Source organism: Alterotamlana spongicola (genome assembly GCF_035818475.1).
Lineage (GTDB): Bacteria > Bacteroidota > Bacteroidia > Flavobacteriales > Flavobacteriaceae > Cognatitamlana.
In genome coordinates this window covers 255,894-274,170 of record NZ_JAYMGV010000002.1, presented here as the reverse complement: position 1 = coordinate 274,170, position 18,277 = coordinate 255,894, and the positions used below count along the sequence as shown (strand labels likewise).

The 18,277-nt window shown below is 31.3% G+C and carries 14 protein-coding genes; 10 read left to right on the top strand and 4 right to left on the bottom strand.

The window, feature by feature from the left end:
- Nucleotides 1-8 precede the first annotated feature (8 nt).
- Entirely contained in the window at nt 9-755 is a 747-nt protein-coding gene (locus VOI54_RS13560) for a tyrosine-protein phosphatase (protein WP_326283377.1), read from the top strand.
- On the opposite strand, the gene VOI54_RS13555 is transcribed toward VOI54_RS13560, so the two are convergent.
- Genes VOI54_RS13555 through VOI54_RS13540 form a run of 4 tightly spaced genes read right to left on the bottom strand, consistent with a single transcriptional unit; the run spans nt 752 to nt 7,054 of the window.
- Nucleotides 752-3,142, bottom strand: coding sequence for a GumC family protein (locus VOI54_RS13555; protein ID WP_326283376.1), 2,391 nt, complete (start codon nt 3,140-3,142; stop codon nt 752-754). The two genes, VOI54_RS13560 and VOI54_RS13555, sit on opposite strands and share 4 nt — an antisense overlap.
- Nucleotides 3,143-3,152: 10 nt before the next feature.
- Nucleotides 3,153-3,926 (bottom strand): polysaccharide biosynthesis/export family protein, encoded by a 774-nt coding sequence (locus VOI54_RS13550; RefSeq protein WP_326283375.1) that lies wholly within the window; start codon nt 3,924-3,926, stop codon nt 3,153-3,155.
- 48 nt (nt 3,927-3,974) lie between these two features.
- The gene (locus VOI54_RS13545; protein WP_326283374.1) at nt 3,975-5,927 is read right to left on the bottom strand and encodes a polysaccharide biosynthesis protein; all 1,953 of its coding nucleotides are present in this window, start codon (nt 5,925-5,927) and stop codon (nt 3,975-3,977) included.
- Nucleotides 5,924-7,054 carry a DegT/DnrJ/EryC1/StrS family aminotransferase gene (locus VOI54_RS13540; RefSeq protein WP_326283373.1) on the bottom strand — a complete coding sequence of 377 codons (1,131 nt, stop codon included), beginning with the start codon at nt 7,052-7,054 and terminating at the stop codon, nt 5,924-5,926. The genes VOI54_RS13545 and VOI54_RS13540 overlap by 4 nt, the downstream gene beginning before the upstream one ends.
- Before the next feature lie 499 nt (nt 7,055-7,553).
- Between VOI54_RS13540 and VOI54_RS13535 the strand changes: the two genes are divergently transcribed.
- The 9 genes from VOI54_RS13535 to VOI54_RS13495 all read left to right on the top strand — a co-directional run bounded on the left by VOI54_RS13535 (nt 7,554) and on the right by VOI54_RS13495 (nt 18,272).
- Nucleotides 7,554-8,576, top strand: coding sequence for an NAD-dependent epimerase (locus VOI54_RS13535; protein WP_326283372.1), 1,023 nt, complete (start codon nt 7,554-7,556; stop codon nt 8,574-8,576).
- Between the two features lie 146 nt (nt 8,577-8,722).
- Complete coding sequence (locus tag VOI54_RS13530) at nt 8,723-9,709, top strand: SDR family oxidoreductase (RefSeq protein ID WP_326283371.1); 987 nt, start codon at nt 8,723-8,725, stop codon at nt 9,707-9,709.
- A 4-nt stretch (nt 9,710-9,713) separates the two neighbouring features.
- The gene (locus VOI54_RS13525; protein ID WP_326283370.1) at nt 9,714-11,096 is read left to right on the top strand and encodes a nucleotide sugar dehydrogenase; all 1,383 of its coding nucleotides are present in this window, start codon (nt 9,714-9,716) and stop codon (nt 11,094-11,096) included.
- Nucleotides 11,097-11,103: 7 nt separating this feature from the next.
- Nucleotides 11,104-12,384, top strand: coding sequence for a nucleotide sugar dehydrogenase (locus tag VOI54_RS13520; RefSeq protein ID WP_326283369.1), 1,281 nt, complete (start codon nt 11,104-11,106; stop codon nt 12,382-12,384).
- Nucleotides 12,385-12,440: 56 nt separating this feature from the next.
- A complete protein-coding gene (locus VOI54_RS13515) occupies nt 12,441-13,442 on the top strand; it encodes a glycosyltransferase family 8 protein (protein WP_326283368.1) in 1,002 nt (333 codons plus the stop codon).
- 129 nt (nt 13,443-13,571) lie between these two features.
- Nucleotides 13,572-14,669, top strand: a complete 1,098-nt coding sequence (locus tag VOI54_RS13510; protein WP_326283367.1) for a glycosyltransferase — start codon at nt 13,572-13,574, stop codon at nt 14,667-14,669.
- Nucleotides 14,662-15,537 (top strand): glycosyltransferase family 2 protein, encoded by an 876-nt coding sequence (locus VOI54_RS13505; RefSeq protein ID WP_326283366.1) that lies wholly within the window; start codon nt 14,662-14,664, stop codon nt 15,535-15,537. Before VOI54_RS13510 ends, VOI54_RS13505 begins: the two co-directional genes overlap by 8 nt.
- A 25-nt stretch (nt 15,538-15,562) precedes the next feature.
- Entirely contained in the window at nt 15,563-16,678 is a 1,116-nt protein-coding gene (locus VOI54_RS13500; protein WP_326283365.1) for an EpsG family protein, read from the top strand.
- A gap of 67 nt (nt 16,679-16,745) precedes the next feature.
- Nucleotides 16,746-18,272 carry a lipopolysaccharide biosynthesis protein gene (locus VOI54_RS13495; protein ID WP_326283364.1) on the top strand — a complete coding sequence of 509 codons (1,527 nt, stop codon included), beginning with the start codon at nt 16,746-16,748 and terminating at the stop codon, nt 18,270-18,272.
- Nucleotides 18,273-18,277: the final 5 nt, after the last annotated feature.

Here is an 18,277-nt window from a genome sequence, read left to right as displayed (position 1 = left end):
CTAATACAATGTTTTCTTTTTTTTCTAAAAAGTTCTTTTTAAAAGATTTACTCGAAGATTTTGTTGATATTCATAATCACATACTTCCGGGGATAGATGATGGTGCAAAAAATATTGAGGATTCTTTAAACTTGATACGAAAAATGCAAGAGCTGGGTATCAAACAATTTATACCTACGCCACACGTCATGCATGATTTTTATCCAAACACTGATGAAACCATTGGAAATGCTTATCAGAATTTATTAGAAGCCTTAGATTCTAAAACGCAAAGTAAAATAACTATAAATCCGGCTGCCGAATATATGCTGGATATTCATTTTGAAAAATTTCTTAAAACTAATTATCTTTTTACACTAAAAGCCAAACATATTTTGGTTGAGCTCTCCTATTTTCAGCCATCAATAAACCTTGAAGAGATCATTTTTAAGATTAAGACTAAAGGATACATCCCTATTTTAGCACACCCGGAGAGATATTCATACTATCATAATAATTTGGGATATTATGAAAAACTCAAACAATTAGGCTGTTACTTCCAACTTAATTTACTGTCTTTAAGTAATCATTATGGAGTAAGTGTTAATAAGACCGGGAATTATCTCATGGAAAACAAATTAATTGATTTTGTTGGTACCGATATTCATCATGAAAAGCATATAGAAAAGCTGTCGAATTTGAAGCTTAATAAAAAATCAAAAATGCATTTGATTGAAATAATTAACAACACCAATCAGACATTCTCAGTTATTTAAGCGTTTTTCTTCCTTTTAAAAAAACTTTTCTTTTCAGGCGCACCGTAATAACCATATCTGGCACCATAGCCAAAATTGGATTGCATAACATCATTTACAACCAACATCATCCCATTTAATTTATTTTCAACATGCAATTCTTCAACAAAATTAAGCATGTTTTTTTCTGTATATCCTGCTCTTGTTAAATAAATAGTGTGCCCGGCATATTCACTAATTAAAAGTGTATCTGTGACCAACATAGCAGGTGCTGTATCAACAATTACATAATCATATTGATTAGATACAGAATCAAACAATTCCTTTACCCTGCCTGTCATTAATAACTCCGCCGGGTTGGGTGGAATCTTTCCTGATAATAAAATATCTATGTTAACATCATTGATGGAATAGGATTCAATTACTTCTCCGGAGAGTATTGAATCATCAGATAGGTATTCGGTCAATCCAATTTTTGAAGGTTGCTTATCCCTTTTGCCCTTAATTGCAGAATAGATTTGTGGATTTCTAATGTCAGCTCCTAGCAACAAAACCCTTTTATTAGTATTAGCAAAAGTAAGAGCCATATTTAAACTAACAAACGATTTTCCTTCTCCATTTATGGTTGAGGTTACAAAAATTATATTTTTATAATTTTTATCAGACCTTCCTTTTTGAACAAAATCAAAATTCGTTCTTATTATCCTAAACGATTCTGACAAAATTGATCGATCATTGCGTTCAACCAAATTTTTATCACCTCTTTTCACTCTAGGAATTTCTCCCAATATGGTAACATTTTTAATAGCTTTTTGTAGGTCTTCCTTATTATGAATTTTTGTATCTAATATATCTTTTACATAAAAAACCATAAAAGGTATCAATAATCCAATAAATACTGCACTTATATATATTAACCGTTTATTAGGAGACACAGGTCCTCCCTTGCTATTATAAGCTTCATCAATGATTTTAGCGCTTGGAGAAGTTGCCGTTAAAGAGATGGTGGCTTCCTCCCTTTTTTCTAATAAATACAGGTATAATGATTCTTTAATACCCTGTTTTCGCTCAATAGATCTTAGCTTTCGCTCTTGGCTTGGTACAGAGAATATTTTTGAATTTATTCTATTAGATTGATTCTCTAAACTCCCCAACTGAATCCTAAGGGACTTACTTGCATTATTTATACTGTTTTGTAAGTTTTGCCTTATTCCATTTAAGGTTTGGTCTAATTCTATAACTACTGGGTTTTGCTCTCCTGCGCTTTTTAAAAGTATTTTTCGTCGTTCTAGTAACTCGTTATATCTTAAAGAAAGCCCACTGATTGTTGCGTCTCCCATTCCTAAATTAGAGGGTATGGACGTATACCTAGTAGTTTCATCACCCAATGACTCCTTCATGGAGTTCATCAAACTCAACTGCGTTCTGGTGGCATCTACCTGTTGCTGATTTAAAACACTTGAATTTAAAAACTGACCGGCCTCGGAGGTCACATCTGTAATCTTATTTCCTGTTTTAAATTTTACTATACTATCATCTACATTTATCAGGTCAGAAGCAATTAATTCAACACGTTGATCTATAAACTCTGCTGTATTTCTTGATATTTCATTTTTCTTTTGAATAGTAGAAATATTATACTCATCAATTAGAGTGTTTATGATATCTTTAGCTTTTTGTATAACAGGGTCGGTTATACTAACTTCAACAACTTTTGATGATTTACCTGTAGGAGATATATTAATTCTACCTTTTAGAGATTCTGCTAAAAACTTCATTGGGGTTATTTTTACTCTAATGTCATCCCCAATAAAACTTTCTAAATTTTTATTTTTTGGAGTAATTATAATACCTCCAAAAAACGTAGGAATTGTTTCTCCAAAAGTATATTTTTTAGGAATATCATCTTCGTTGATTCGAAAATTAAAATTAGTGGTAGAAAGAATCTCTGTGTGAAAATTAAAATCTGTTTTATTAATAACTGAATCTGATTCAATAAAATTTATAACTATCGGAGAATTTTTATAAAGTTCGGATTCATGAATACGCCCCTTAACAAAATATGCAACATTTAAATTTAATTTTTTAACAACATTTCTAAAAAAACTTCTGGATTTAATAACCTGTACTTCATCTTCGACCATAGCATCTTCCTTTTCAGAGAAAAGTGACAAATCTTTCAATGCACTTGCTGAAGACGCATCTTTGTTATCTAAGAGCATAATCTTAGCAACAGCCAAATATTGAGGTGTTGTATATCTTAAACTTAAGAAAGCAATTCCAACACATAAAATACAACTCAAAACAAACCACCTCCATTGCTTAAAATACATGAGAAGTGTTTTCTTTAGATTAAAATCCTCAGAAATGTTATTATTAGATAAGTTTTTATTATCACCTAAATCCATAATTATATTTCTAATTTCTAGTAATTAATAAGAGTGTTGTGGTTATAAGAAATGTTGTAATTGAAATTAAAGTTCCAAGGCTTGAATTTCCAGAAGCACTACTTATAGCAGATCTATTTGGCTCAACATAAACATAGTCATTTTGCGTCAAATAATAAACAGGAGAGTTGAAAACTTCTTTATTGGTTAAGTCAATTCTGGTGTATGTTTTTGTGCCATTAAAATCTCTAACTATCAAAACATTATCCCTTCTCCCCTTTATTGTTAAGTCTCCAGCCATACCTAGTGCTTCTAAAACAGAGATTCTTTCTCCTGAAACAGGGTAAACACCAGGGCTACGTACTTCCCCTGCTATAGTTACTCTAAAATTAAGTACTCGAAAAATAATCACAGGGTCTTTTAATAACTTACCCTCAGCAAATTTTTTCTTGAAAAGTGCTTTTGCTTCTTCAACCGTAAGTCCTAGTAGTTTTATTTTGCCTAAAACAGGGTAATCTATATTTCCTTCTACATCAATTAAATAATCAACTAACTCTCCCTGAGCTCCAGTAGTTCTAATTAAATTATAAGGTTGTGTAACCGTTTGGTCCAGTGTAGAAACATAAATACTCACTATATCCCCTACTTTTAACTTAGCCTTAAAAGTATCGGTATCTACCACAGTTTCAAAATTTTTGGCATTTTGAAAGTAAACTACATCTTCCCTTGTGGCACATGAAGACAAAAACAAACTAATTACCAAACCGGTAAATACCTGCTTAGTTTTTATAAGAGCTATGTTCATTTTTAACATAATAATTGGGGGGGGGAATAATAAAATTAAAGTGATTAATTATAGGTTACCGTAATTTTTATCAGTTCTGCTTTCTGATACACCTTTGGCCTTTTTATAAATTTGAACTCTTTTGTCAAACCTTTCGTAGTCTGAATTATTAGATTTATACTCCGGTATTAATTGCTTCATTTTCATAACAATGTTGTTATTTTGGAAACGGTTAGTAATACAAAGTTCTTCTATCTGTGACTTCACTTTATTATGATCTAATTCTCTGGTCTTACTTATTAATATTTTCTTATGGTATGTTGATAAGGTGTTTTCTCCGTTTGCCAATAATTCCTCATAAAGCTTTTCCCCCGGACGCAAACCGGTAATCTTTATATCTATATCTTCAGGATACCTCAGTCCAGAAAGCTTGATCATATTTTTGGCAAGGTCAAATATCTTCACAGATTCTCCCATATCAAAAATAAATATCTCTCCTCCTTTACCCATTGTTCCAGCCTCTAAAACCAACCGAGAAGCTTCAGGTATAGTCATAAAATATCTGGTGATTTCCTGATGGGTAAGTGTTAATGGTCCTCCTCGTTCTATTTGCTTCTTGAATAATGGAATTACAGATCCATTTGACCCCAGAACATTACCAAACCTGGTAGTGATAAACTTAGTTTTACTTTCTTTTTGAAGACAGCTAATATACATTTCTGCCATTCTTTTGGTTGCCCCCATGACACTGGTTGGATTTACTGCCTTATCTGTAGACACAAAGACAAACTTTTTAACATTATATCTTGAGGCAGTATCAGCTAACAACTTAGTCCCGTTAACGTTAATTTTAATAGCTTCATAAGGGGTTTGTTCCATTAATGGCACATGCTTGTATGCTGCAGCATGAAATACCATAGTAGGTTTATGTTTTTGGAAAATAGCATCTATTCTTAACCCATCTCTAATATCGGCTACAATAGCTGTAAAGTTATGTTTCCCATCACGCTTTAAATCTTGCTGAACATCATATAGCGGCGATTCAGCCTGATCAATTAAAATTAATTCTTTTACATTAAAATTTGAAAGCTGTTTAACCAATTCACTCCCTATAGATCCGGCTGCACCTGTAATAACTACAGTTTCTCCTCTAAACTCATTTAAAAGATTAGGATTATCTATTTCTATTGGTGGTCGTCCCAATAAGTCTTCTATTTGTACCTGCTTAATTTGCTTGGCACTTAATTCTCCATTTATCCATTGCTCAATTGGCGGAACTTTTGTGACTTTTACATCAGAATCAACCAACGCATCCAATAAGCTTATTAACTTCTCAGATTTAATAGACTGAGAAGCAACAATTATTTCATTTATATTATTAACCCTTACATAGTTATTCGTAACCTGTTCATTATTCAAAATTGAAATACCGTTAATTTTTTTTCCACGCTTTTTTGGGTTATCATCAATAAAGGCAAGAACCTGAAATGTGGTACTGGAGTTACTCACCAAGGCATTATAGGTAACAATACCTGAATCTGCCGCTCCATAAATTAAAACACGCTTTGATGATTCCAGTTTGCATTTTAAGTACCTGTATCCCATTTTAAAAACCAACCTACTTGCTGCCAAAATCACAAAACTTAACAACGCATGCAATATTATTATAGAGAGTGGTATTGTAAAACCGGGTACAAGTCCAAATAGTCTATTTAATAGCACAACGCCAACACATATCCCAGACATTAAACTGATAGATTTGAATAAGTTAACAACATCTGTAAACCCCGTATGCCGGATAACACTTTTAAAAGACCCCATTAAAAGGAAACTGAAAGCCGATACTATTATCAAGAACGGTAATTGAACTATAAACTGCTTAATATCAAAATTTAAAGTAAAATTAAACCTGATTAAATATGCAGCAAAAAACGTTAGCAAAACAATAGTTAAGTCTATACTAAATACCAGCCATTTTGACGCATACTTTTGTGAGAGATAAGTAAAGTATTTTTTTATCATAAGTTTGGAGTTTCTATAATTATTTCAACAATTCTATTTAAGTCATCCTCACTTAAATTAGAACCGCTAGGCAAACAAAGTCCTTTTTCAAATAAATCTTCTGAAATACCATTTGTAAAATGTAAACATTCCTTAAAAACAGGTTGCATATGCATTGGCTTCCACAATGGCCTTGATTCAATATCATCATTTTGAAGCGCCAATCTTATTGCTTCTCTTTTTGCATAAGAATCTGTTTTGATACAGGTAATCCATCTATTTGAACAAAATCCTTTGGGTTCCTGTAATAGTTCAATGGAATCAAACTTATCTAAGTTTGATTTATAAAAATTAAAATTCTTCCTTCTGGCCTGAACCCTGTCATCAATAACCTGCATTTGTCCTCTACCTATGCCAGCCAGAACATTACTCATTCTATAGTTAAAACCTACAAAAGAATGCTCATAATGTGGTGCATGATCTCTGGCTTGGGTTGACAAAAAAACAGCCTTATCTTTCATGGCTTTGGTTTTGACTATCAAAGCTCCTCCTCCGGATGTTGTTATTATTTTGTTTCCGTTAAATGATAAAATGCCTATATCAGCCAATGTTCCGCATGCTTTTCCAAAGTAAGTACTCCCTAAGGCTTCTGCACTATCTTCAATAACGGGGATTTCATATCTTTTTGCTACCTCGTTAATCTCATTAGCCTTGTATGGCATACCATATAAATGAACAGCAATAATAGCCTTAGGCTTTTTATTCTTTTCAATTCTATCTTTAATCGCTATTTCAAGCAATTCCGGACACATATTCCAGGTCTCGGCCTCACTATCTATAAAAATTGGTGTAGCGCCTTGATATATAATAGGATTTGCCGAAGCCGAAAACGTAAAACTTTGGCATAATACTTCATCTCCTGCTGATACGTCCAGCAATTGTAAAGCCAAATGTATGGATGCTGTACCAGAACTTAACGCTGCAACATGTCTTTCATCACCTAAATAATACTTTAAATCTTCCTCAAATCCATCTACATTGGGTCCTAATGGCGCTATCCAATTAGTTGAGAAGGCATCATTGACAAAATCCAACTCTGCTCCTCCCATATGAGGTGATGATAAATATATCTTTGTCTTTGTCAGCATCAGTTTGATTTAGTTAAATTTTAAGTATAGATTTCCAGCCACAGTTTCTTACTATGTTACATATCATTTATAAAAAATTCTCTGAAAATCCCCTCTCATACATAAACAAAATTAATTTCAATAATTAGTCAATATAATTTTCAAGCTTGTATTTAATGATTATAAAAAGTAATCTAAATTAGTTTGTTATGAGAGCTTTACACACCTTTATTATCACTTAACACAATTAAATTAATATGCTATTAATCAATTCAATTTTGCATTTTACGATGTAAATTTAGTAATTGTTTTAAAGCAATAAGATTAGATTTTAGTTATTTCGCTAAAAGCGTTATTAAAATCGGTTAAATACATCTATTGATATAATTAAAAGTAAAAGTATGCATGTTGTCGACAATAGGTCAAAATTGACAATTAATTTAATGGCAAATTAATAAGAAAAATTACCGTTAATTAATTCATTTTTTTAATCTTTGATATAATATTTAAAATATACTAAATGAAAATACTAGTTACGGGGGCTGCCGGCTTTATAGGTTACCATGTCTCCAAAACGTTATTAAATAAAGGGCACAAAGTTTTTGGATTGGATAATATAAATGATTATTATGACATTAACTTAAAACTTTCCAGGCTAGAACAACTAGGAATAAACAAAAACGAAGCTGTTACTTTTAACAAAACTTGCTCTAGTAAAAAAGACCAAAATTTTTCATTTGTTAGAATGAATATTGAAGACCGTGACAGACTTCCAGAGGTATTCCAAAAAGAAAAATTTGATATAGTCTGTAACCTGGCTGCTCAAGCAGGAGTTAGATACAGCTTGGAAAACCCAGAATCTTATGTAGATTCTAATATGGTTGGCTTTCTTAATATACTTGAATGTTGTAGAAGTAATAACATTAAGCACTTGGTTTATGCAAGTAGCTCAAGCGTATATGGTCTTAATAAGAAAATTCCTTTCTCTACAGAAGACAACGTGGACCACCCTATAAGCCTTTACGCTGCAACAAAGAAAAGTAATGAGTTAATGGCACATACGTATGGTCATTTATTCAAAATCCCAACAACTGGATTACGTTTCTTCACTGTATATGGCCCATGGGGTCGCCCAGATATGGCTATGTTTTTATTTACAAATGCTATCATAAAAAATAAGCCAATAAAAGTTTTTAACTATGGTAAAATGGAACGCGATTTTACATATATAGATGATATAGTAGAAGGCATTGTCCTTATTATTGATAAATCAATAGATAATAGAGTTCTAAATGGTGATTTGTATAAACTATATAATATAGGTAATAATAGTTCGGTAAAACTGCTTGATTTCATAAAAGAGATAGAATTAAATTTAAAAAAGAAATCTAAAAAAGAGATGCTCCCAATTCAACCTGGTGATGTAGAACGCACGTGGGCCAATGTTGATGCGTTAATTAATGACTACAATTATAGTCCTAATACGAGTATAAAAAAAGGGGTGAAATCTTTTATAGATTGGTTTGTTGATTATTATAAATAGTCAATACAATTAATTTTATCGGTTTTTTTTGCATTTTTATTTAAATACTGGACGTTTGTCGTCAAAAACATTTAGTTAATATAATAATAATAAGTCTTTAAATTATTTTTCACATATTAGCGCACCTAAATTAAAACCCAAATTTGATGAATATAGAACTACTAAAAAATAAAACTGTTCTAGTTACTGGTGGAGCCGGATTTATTGGCTCAAATCTCTGTGAAACCCTCTTAAGTAATAACATTAAAACCATATGTTTAGATAATTTTGCAACTGGAAAGCGAAAAAACATAATTCCTTTTACAGAGGACAAGAACTTTAAATTAATAGAGGGAGATATAAGAAACTTAAATGATTGTCAAAATGCTTGTGACGGCATAGATTACATCCTGCATCAAGCTGCTTTAGGATCGGTTCCTCGTTCTATTAATGATCCTATTACTACTAACGATGTAAATGTATCCGGTTTTTTAAACATGTTAGTTGCAGCTAGAGACGCCAAAGTCAAAAGATTTGTTTATGCTGCTAGCTCGTCGACATACGGAGATCATGAAGCCTTACCCAAAGTTGAAGGTACCATTGGGAAACCATTATCCCCATATGCGATTACAAAATATGTAAACGAATTATACGCCGATATTTTTAATAAAACTTACGGACTTGATACTATTGGGCTTAGGTATTTCAATGTATTTGGAAAAAGGCAAGATCCTAATGGCGCCTATGCAGCAGTAATCCCTAAATTTGTTCAACAATTAATGAACCATGAATCTCCAATTATTAATGGAGATGGAAGTTATTCAAGAGATTTCACTTACATTGACAATGTAGTACAAATGAATATTAGAGCTTTAACAACCAAAAATGAGTTGGCTTTAAACACAATCTATAATGTGGCCTATGGTGAGCGAACTACATTGTTAGAGTTAGCGGTTTTATTAAAGACCTATCTATCTGAATTTGACTCTGCAATAAAAAATCTAGAGATAAAACACCGAGATAACAGAATTGGAGATATTCCTCACTCTCTTGCATCTATTAACAAAGCAAAAAAATTATTAAACTATCAACCTCAATTTGATATCAGTAGTGGGCTAAAAGAAGCTGTTAGCTGGTATTATAAAAATATATAAGCAAATGAAAATCAATAATATATGCTGCATTGGTGCTGGCTATGTTGGAGGGCCTACAATGGCAGTTATTGCCAAAAAGAACCCTAATATAAAGGTCACTATTGTCGATATTAACGAATTACGTATAGCAGCATGGAATGATAATGATTTATCAAAGTTACCAATTTATGAACCCGGGCTTGCAGAAATAGTGAAAGATACCAGGAATAAAAATCTGTTTTTTTCTACAGAAATAAATAAAGCTATACAGGAATCTGAAATGATTTTTATATCGGTAAACACGCCAACTAAGACCTATGGAAAAGGGAAAGGCATGGCTGCAGATCTTAAATATGTAGAGCTTTGCGCAAGAAATATAGCTGAAATAGCCACAACCAATAAAATTGTTGTAGAAAAATCTACCTTACCGGTTAGAACAGCTGGAGCTATTAAAAGTATTTTGCACAACACAGGGAATGATGTTAATTTTGATATTTTATCAAACCCTGAGTTTTTAGCTGAGGGTACCGCTATTGAAGATTTATTAAACCCAGACAGGGTGCTTATTGGTGGTGATTCAGAAAAAGCTATAAATTGTTTGGCTGGTATATATTCTAGTTGGGTACCTCAAAATAAAATTTTAAAAACAAATGTTTGGTCTTCAGAACTATCAAAATTAACAGCAAATGCGTTTTTAGCACAACGAATATCTTCAATTAATGCTATGTCGGAATTGTGTGAACTTACCGGGGCTAATATTGAAGAAGTTTCTAAAGCTATAGGAATGGATTCTAGAATTGGTGCTAAGTTTTTAAAATCTTCTGTGGGATTTGGAGGCTCTTGTTTTCAAAAAGATATTTTAAATCTCGTATATATCGCAAGAAGTTATAACTTAAATGAGGTTGCAGACTATTGGGAGCAAGTAATAATTATGAACAATCACCAGAAACGTCGCTTTTCAGATCGTTTAATAAAAACGCTCTATAATACCGTTTCAGGAAAAAAAATAGGCATGTTAGGCTGGGCATTTAAAAAAGATACAAATGACACCAGAGAGTCCGCGGCAATCTATGTTGCAGACCATTTATTAAACGAACAAGCAATGATTTCAGTTTATGATCCAAAGGTGTCTTGTTCCAAAATGCAGTCAGATTTAAATTATTTAGGCAACAGGACAGAAGAAGAAAATCATAAAGGCCTTACTACTTGTGTCGATTCTCCATATGAGGCCCTAAATGATGCCCATGCTGTTGCCATCATGACGGAATGGGATGAGTTTAAATCATATGATTGGAAGAAAATTTATAAGAACATGAAAAAACCCGCCTTTATTTTTGATGGCAGAAACTTATTAGACAAATCTGAAATGAATAAGATCGGGTTTGAATATTATTCAATAGGAAAATGATTAATTTATGAATAAGGATAAAATTGCAATCATAGGTTTAGGCTATGTGGGGCTTCCATTGGCTAGGTTATTTGCTACAAAATACTATGTTGTTGGTTTTGATATTAACGAAAATCGTATCAAAGAATTATCGGAAGGCATTGATTCTACCCTAGAAGTTGAATCAACCGTTTTAAAAAAAGTTTTAAAAGCTTCTAATAATGATAAAACAGGCCTGTTTTGCTCTTCAAATGTTGAAGATATAAAAGATTGTAACTATTATATAATTACGGTTCCAACACCTATCGATAAAAATAATAGACCAAATTTAAAGCCCTTATATAAATCTAGTGAAACAGTTGCAAAGGTATTAAAGAAGGGAAATATAGTTATATATGAATCTACTGTTTATCCCGGTGTAACTGAAGATGAATGTGTACCTGTATTAGAAAAAATAAGTGGATTAAAGTTTAATAAAGATTTCTTTGCCGGATATTCTCCTGAACGTATTAATCCAGGAGATAAAGAGCATACTGTAGAGAAAATATTAAAAGTTACAGCTGGTTCCACTCCAGAAGTTGGTAAAATGGTGGACAATCTTTATGCATCAGTTATTACTGCAGGAACACATTTGGCACCAACAATTAAAGTCGCGGAAGCGGCTAAAGTCATAGAAAACTCTCAAAGGGATATAAACATTGCTTTTGTTAACGAGCTAGCTAAAATTTTTAACCGAATGGATATCGATACACTTGATGTTCTAGAAGCGGCCGGAACTAAATGGAATTTTTTACCTTTTAAACCTGGTTTGGTTGGTGGCCACTGCATTGGAGTAGACCCTTATTATTTGGCTCAAAAAGCGCAGGAAGTTGGATATCATCCGGAAATAATTCTAGCAGGAAGGCGGGTTAATGACGGTATGGGAGAATATATTGCCTCTGAAGTTATAAAATTGATGATTCAAAACGATATACAAATAAAGGATGCTAATATTCTAGTGCTTGGAATTACCTTCAAAGAGAATTGTCCCGATGTAAGAAATACAAAAGTTGTAGATGTTATCAATCAACTAAAAAGTTATGGAACTGATGTTACTATATATGATCCCTGGGCAAACCCCGAAGAAGTGGAACATGAATACAACTTGCAAACAATAACTAATTTGCCTGATAAGAAATACGATGGTATTGTTTTAACTGTTGCTCACAACGAATTTATAAAAGAAGACTTTAAATCATTTTTAAATTCTAATGGGATTTTATATGACGTAAAAGGAATATTAAAAGAAAGTGCCAATGGTAGGCTGTAAACATATCATTTTTAGGAATTAAGAGACGTTTTTAAAGTTTATAAAGAAGAATAGTTATGGAGATACATATTGCGTTATCAAGTGATGAAAACTATGTTCCATTTTTAGCGACTGCAATTATTTCTGCAATTGAAAATAATGCAAATGAATTAAAGCTTAGATTTCACATTATTTCTGTTGGAATTTCTCCAAGCAGTCAGGATAAAATTAAAGAAATGATAGTAGCGAATAATGCAAAGTGTACTATTTATGATTTCGAAAGATCAAAAGAAATAGTTGGAGATTTTGTTTTTGAAGTTGCTAAAATCAATAAATATGCCAGACTCTATCTTTCAAAATTGTTACCTAAAACTATTGAGAAGGTTATTTATTTAGATTGTGATGCTCTAGTTTTAGGGTCTTTTAAGGGGTTGTGGGAGATCGATATCGAAAAATACTCTTTTGCCGGTGTTGTTGATGTCATAACGGTTAATCATAAATTATCAATCAATATTCCATTAGATTGTAAATATTTTAATTCGGGAATGTTACTTATGAATTTAAAGAAGTTCAGAGATAATAACAGTATAGTAATTGTAGAGGAGTTTATGAAGACTTATGTTAAACGCAAAGTAAAGTATGGCAATGACCAAGCAGTTATAAATGCATTATTTTATGATGATTTTTATACTTTGCCGCCCAGTTACAATTGTATCACCCCTTTTTATTTAATGAAAAGCGAACAGTTAAAAAAATTATATGGATTAAAAACATATTATAGTAATGAAGAGTTACAGGAAGCAATAGTTAACCCTATTTTTGTACATCTTACTCCTTCATTTATTACACGTCCATGGGTGAAAGGGTCTGAGCATCCATTAACGGACAAGTATTTAATGTATCTTAGAAAAACCCCTTGGAAGGACTTTGAACTTAAAAAAGATAATAGAAAATTTAAAATAAAATTTGTAGCATTTTTATTTAAGGTATTTCCTTTTGATATTTTTTATGCAATTTTAAAAATGCTAAGCACAAAAAACTATTTTTCTAATAAGAAAATTGAAACAAATGTAGCTTAATTAAAGCTCGTAGAAATTTTATTTAATAGTCGATAAAAATATTTAAAGGATTTCTGTAAAACCATCAAAATAAATTCTTTAGTATTTAGTCAAAAAGTGAGTTTAAATTTTTTAAGTTAAAATAATATAATGAAAAGGGTTTTACATATTGTTGGAGGAATGGATAGAGCTGGAGCTGAGACCATGTTGATGAATTTATACAGAAAATTGGATAAGTCTAAATATCAGTTCGATTTTGTATATTTTAGAGATTCTAAATGCGATTATGACGATGAAATATTGGAACTTGGAGGTAGAATATTTAGAATTAGTAATCCAAATCCCATAACACGAACTTTAAAGTTATCAAAACTGATAAAACAAGAAAAGCCTTTTCACGCTTTGCACTGTCACATGCTTTTTAGTAATGCCTTTCATGTTTTAGCGGGGTATTTCGCTGGAATAGAAATGAGAATTTCTCATTCGCATAATACAAGCGATGTGAACAGTAAAACATTTTATGGTAGGTTTTACCAGAATGCTTCAAGAAGAATAATACGAATGTTTTCAACGCATTTCATTGCATGCGGAGAAGCAGCAGGTGATTTTTTATTTCCAAATAGCAATAAGGTTGAATATTTGCTTAATGCCATTGATGTAGAAAATTTTTCCAACAACAGAATTGTAAACCGAAGATTTTTAAGAGATGAATTTAATCTTGATGATGAGACCTTTGTAATTACTCAAATTGGCAGAATTTCCCCGGTAAAGAATCATAAATTCTCAATAGATTTCGCAGAATATTTGATGAAAAAAGGGCATAAATTTATTATTGCCATTGTTGGTAGCGGACCGTTGAAAAATGAATTATTGGAAATGGTTAAAGAAAGAAAGCTTAACAATTTTATTGAATTTTTAGGAATTCGTTCAGACATACCAAATATTTTGGCAGGCACAGATTTAATGATAATGCCCTCATTTCATGAAGGTTTCCCCGTGGTATTGGTAGAATCTCAAGCTACAGGTGTGCCATCGTTAATTTCAGATAATATATCTCTAGAAGTGGATATGGGGTTACAATTAGTTGATTTTGCTGGGTTAGATGAAGATTTTTCTAAATGGGAAATAAAATTAGTGGATATATTGAAGCGAAAAGATATTAGTTCTGTTAAAAGGTTAGACGTTTTATCAGACAAGGGGTTCAATATAAACAAGAGTGTAAGAAAACTAGAAAGTATATATGGATAATTTAAATACGCCTTTAGTTACTGTTGGTATTCCATTTTATAACTCTGAAAAATACCTATCTGATGCTGTTAAATCAACATTAAATCAAACATATACCAATCTTGAAATTATTTTGATGGATGATGGGAGTACCGATTCATCATTAAATATTGCTTTTGAGTTTGAAAAAAACGATAATCGCATAAGAGTAATTAGTGACGGAAAAAATGCTGGACTTCCCAAAAGATTAAATCAACTTTCTAATCTTGCTCAAGGAAAATATTATGCTCGGATGGATGCAGACGATATCATGTTCCCGGATAGAATTAAAACTCAAGTGGAATATTTGATAAATAATTCTAAAGTTGATTTATTGGGTACCGGTCTAGTGGCAATCGATAATAATAATGAGATTATTGGTCTAAGAAGGGGTAGCGCTTCAAGCCAAATAACACTTAAAATGGCACTACAAGGATCCTGGACTGCACATCCATCAATTACCGGTCAAGCAGATTGGTTTAAAAATAATCACTATGATGAAACCTTAAGAAGGTCACAAGATTTTGAATTATGGATTAGAACCGTTGAGAAAAGTAATTTTGTAAGGATAGCAGAACCTTTATTATATTATAGAGAAGCAAGTACGTCTTCAATTAAAAAATATATCAAATCGACTAAATATTCAATAAGAACTTTTTGGAAGAACAAAAATAAAACAGGTGTTCTATTTATGGTCTTTAATATTTTAAAAAAGCTAAGCAAGCTATTAATATACTCGTTTTATTTTCTAATTGGATCCACGAATACTCTCATTGAAAAAAGGTCTGTCAAGATAACAGGAAACGAAAAAAACAATTATATTGATATTTTAAATCAAGCTCTTTCATAAATTAATTTTCAATTCGTATTGAGATATGGGAATTTTTGGGGATTACAGTGTTGAAGAATTTATAAGTTTGTATAAAAATGTTTTAGCATTTTATATATTATTTGGCACGTTTGTCTTAAAATTATTGATGTCTCGAAAAGATCGTTTTGTCAGGAATGATAAATGGTTGTTAATAATTTTTGTATGTCTTTTAATTTTATTAGTTGGCACGCGTAAAGCCGATATAGGCACGGATACAGGAAATTATTTTAATTTTTACTTTATTCCCACGACTACACAAGTGAGTAATTATTTTGATGTTTTTGCCCGATTAAAATCAGATCTTTTATTTGAGTTTTTAGTATCTCTTTCATTTTGGCATCGTAACTTCACAGTATTTCTATTAATGGTAGCAATTGTAACGAATGTTGCGTTGTATGTCTTTGTTCGAAGATTCACAAACTACAGTAAAAAAGGGAGTAGTTTGATTTTATTTTTAAGCATTGCAAGTAGTTTTTCTTTTCTATCACTTGAAATAAACATTATAAGAAATGGGCTTTCTATTTGTTTTATTTTATTAGGTCTTTACTCAATTCTGGAAAGGAGTGTTAGAAACTTTATTATTTACATAGTTATAGCATATCTATTTCATAGAACAGCAATTATTCCAATAGTTCTTATAACAGTAGTTGCTCTTACAAATAAAGTTAAAATAAAATTTTATATAGGGTTTTATTTACTTACCATACTACTTTCGTTGGCTGGATTTGGTTTTCATATAATTCCATTTTTATCAGAGTTAGGGGTCCAAGATTTGAAAAACTTAAGTTATTCAGGTGAAACAACATATAGAATTGGATTTAGATATGATTTCGTCTTATATAATACCTTTTTCCTTGCCTTATTTTTAAAATTTACTAACTGGAATCCCTGGGATTCGTTCCTAATTAAATATTATATTTTAAGTTCAACAGTTTTCTTTTTAAACTTTTATATACCCTTTTCTGATCGATTTGGAGTTTATAGCTGGATTATAATTCCAATACTGTTATTTAATACAATTAATGAAAGATTTCCAGCTAAGAAAATATTTATTTCAACAATTGTTCTAATAGGCCTTTTTGTTATCAATCATGTTATCCTTTATATGTTTTTGTCTTGATTTTCACTAATAACCTATTAAAAAACAAGGTAATACAGAATAAAGTTATATTTATAAGTAAACAAGTATGAGTCAAATCAAAACAGCATCTGCCGTATCCTATTTAACAATTATCACGAATATTATTGTTGGTATTGGTTTAACACCATTTATACTTGAAAGTTTAGGAAAGTCTGAATATGGATTGTACATGCTGGTCGGGTCATTAATTGGATATTTAGCCTTATTAGACTTTGGTTTAACACCAACTACGGTAAGATTCGTTTCAAAGTATAGACATGAGAATAATAAGGAAAAAGAGGAATCTTTTATTGCGACGAATCTAGGAATATATGCCGCCCTAGCCGTCACAATTGTTATAGTTGGTCTTATTATTTATTCTACAATTGACTACTATTTCGATAATCTATCAGTAGATGAATTGCATTTATTTAAAATAATGTACTTACTGATGCTTCTAAATTTATTTTGGGGAATTACTAGAGGCGCCTTAGTGGGTATTATAATAGCATATGAGCAATTTAATTTTCCCAAAATTTTAAATTATCTTAGAATTATATTAAGAGCGATCACTATTATAATAGTGCTTAAATCTGGAGGAAAAGCATTAGGAATAGTTATAATTGATACTGTTTATAATTTATTAATCTTACTTATATATTATGGGTATATACGCTTTAAACTTTCAATAAAGTTTAAATTTTCTAAGTTCAACAAAAAGTTTATTAATAAGATTTTTTCATATTCAATTTGGATTTTCTTAGGTCTTTTAATGGATCAACTATACTGGAGATCTGGTCAAACAATATTAGGAATTAAATCTACAACCGAAGAAGTTGCTGTATTTGCTATAGGCATGCTGTTTATAAGCTATTATATGACAATGTCTTCTGCCATATCAGGGTTGTTTTTACCTAAGGCAACTAAAATGTATGTAAATAAGGCCACTAACGTTGAATTAACCGCTTTGATGATTCGGGTAGGTCGAATTCAATGGTTTGTAATATCCAACATGTTGTTTGGGTTTATGTTTTTCGGTCAACAATTTATTCAATTATGGATTGGTGATGGTTATGGAGATTCCTGGATTATAGCCATTATTATAATGTTTGTACTAACTATACCTTCATTACAAAACGTTGGAAATTCTATCTTGGAAGCCTACAATCTACATGCACGTAAAATTCAGGTGAATACAGCTTTAGCTATTGTCAGTGTTATTGTTGCTGTTTTTCTGGTTGATGTTTATGATAGTATTGGAATTGCCATCGCTATTGCTGCTTCAGTCGTAACAGGACAAGTAGTCTATAATAATTATTATTTTAAAAAGAAGCTTGGGTTGAACTTAAAAACATATGCTTTATCTATGTTGAAAGGAAACATTATTTCTATTCCTCTAATAGTAATCACGGCTTATCTACTAAACTTAATTACTTTTGATTCGGGAAGTTGGTTTAATTTGGCTTTTAAAGTCTCTTGTTTTATTGTCGTGTCAACAAGTTTTATTTATTTTGTAGCGATGAATAAGTACGAAAAAGGATTGATTAACTCACTAGTATTAAAAGTTTTAAGCATATTAAATATTAAAAAATAGATAGT

Coding starts and splice junctions, on each gene's coding strand:
- VOI54_RS13560 (WP_326283377.1), top strand. CDS start 9: ATGTTTTCTTTTTTTTCTAAAAAGTTCTTTTTAAAAGATTTACTCGAA.
- VOI54_RS13555 (WP_326283376.1), bottom strand. CDS start 3,142: ATGGATTTAGGTGATAATAAAAACTTATCTAATAATAACATTTCTGAG.
- VOI54_RS13550 (WP_326283375.1), bottom strand. CDS start 3,926: ATGAACATAGCTCTTATAAAAACTAAGCAGGTATTTACCGGTTTGGTA.
- VOI54_RS13545 (WP_326283374.1), bottom strand. CDS start 5,927: ATGATAAAAAAATACTTTACTTATCTCTCACAAAAGTATGCGTCAAAA.
- VOI54_RS13540 (WP_326283373.1), bottom strand. CDS start 7,054: ATGCTGACAAAGACAAAGATATATTTATCATCACCTCATATGGGAGGA.
- VOI54_RS13535 (WP_326283372.1), top strand. CDS start 7,554: ATGAAAATACTAGTTACGGGGGCTGCCGGCTTTATAGGTTACCATGTC.
- VOI54_RS13530 (WP_326283371.1), top strand. CDS start 8,723: ATGAATATAGAACTACTAAAAAATAAAACTGTTCTAGTTACTGGTGGA.
- VOI54_RS13525 (WP_326283370.1), top strand. CDS start 9,714: ATGAAAATCAATAATATATGCTGCATTGGTGCTGGCTATGTTGGAGGG.
- VOI54_RS13520 (WP_326283369.1), top strand. CDS start 11,104: ATGAATAAGGATAAAATTGCAATCATAGGTTTAGGCTATGTGGGGCTT.
- VOI54_RS13515 (WP_326283368.1), top strand. CDS start 12,441: ATGGAGATACATATTGCGTTATCAAGTGATGAAAACTATGTTCCATTT.
- VOI54_RS13510 (WP_326283367.1), top strand. CDS start 13,572: ATGAAAAGGGTTTTACATATTGTTGGAGGAATGGATAGAGCTGGAGCT.
- VOI54_RS13505 (WP_326283366.1), top strand. CDS start 14,662: ATGGATAATTTAAATACGCCTTTAGTTACTGTTGGTATTCCATTTTAT.
- VOI54_RS13500 (WP_326283365.1), top strand. CDS start 15,563: ATGGGAATTTTTGGGGATTACAGTGTTGAAGAATTTATAAGTTTGTAT.
- VOI54_RS13495 (WP_326283364.1), top strand. CDS start 16,746: ATGAGTCAAATCAAAACAGCATCTGCCGTATCCTATTTAACAATTATC.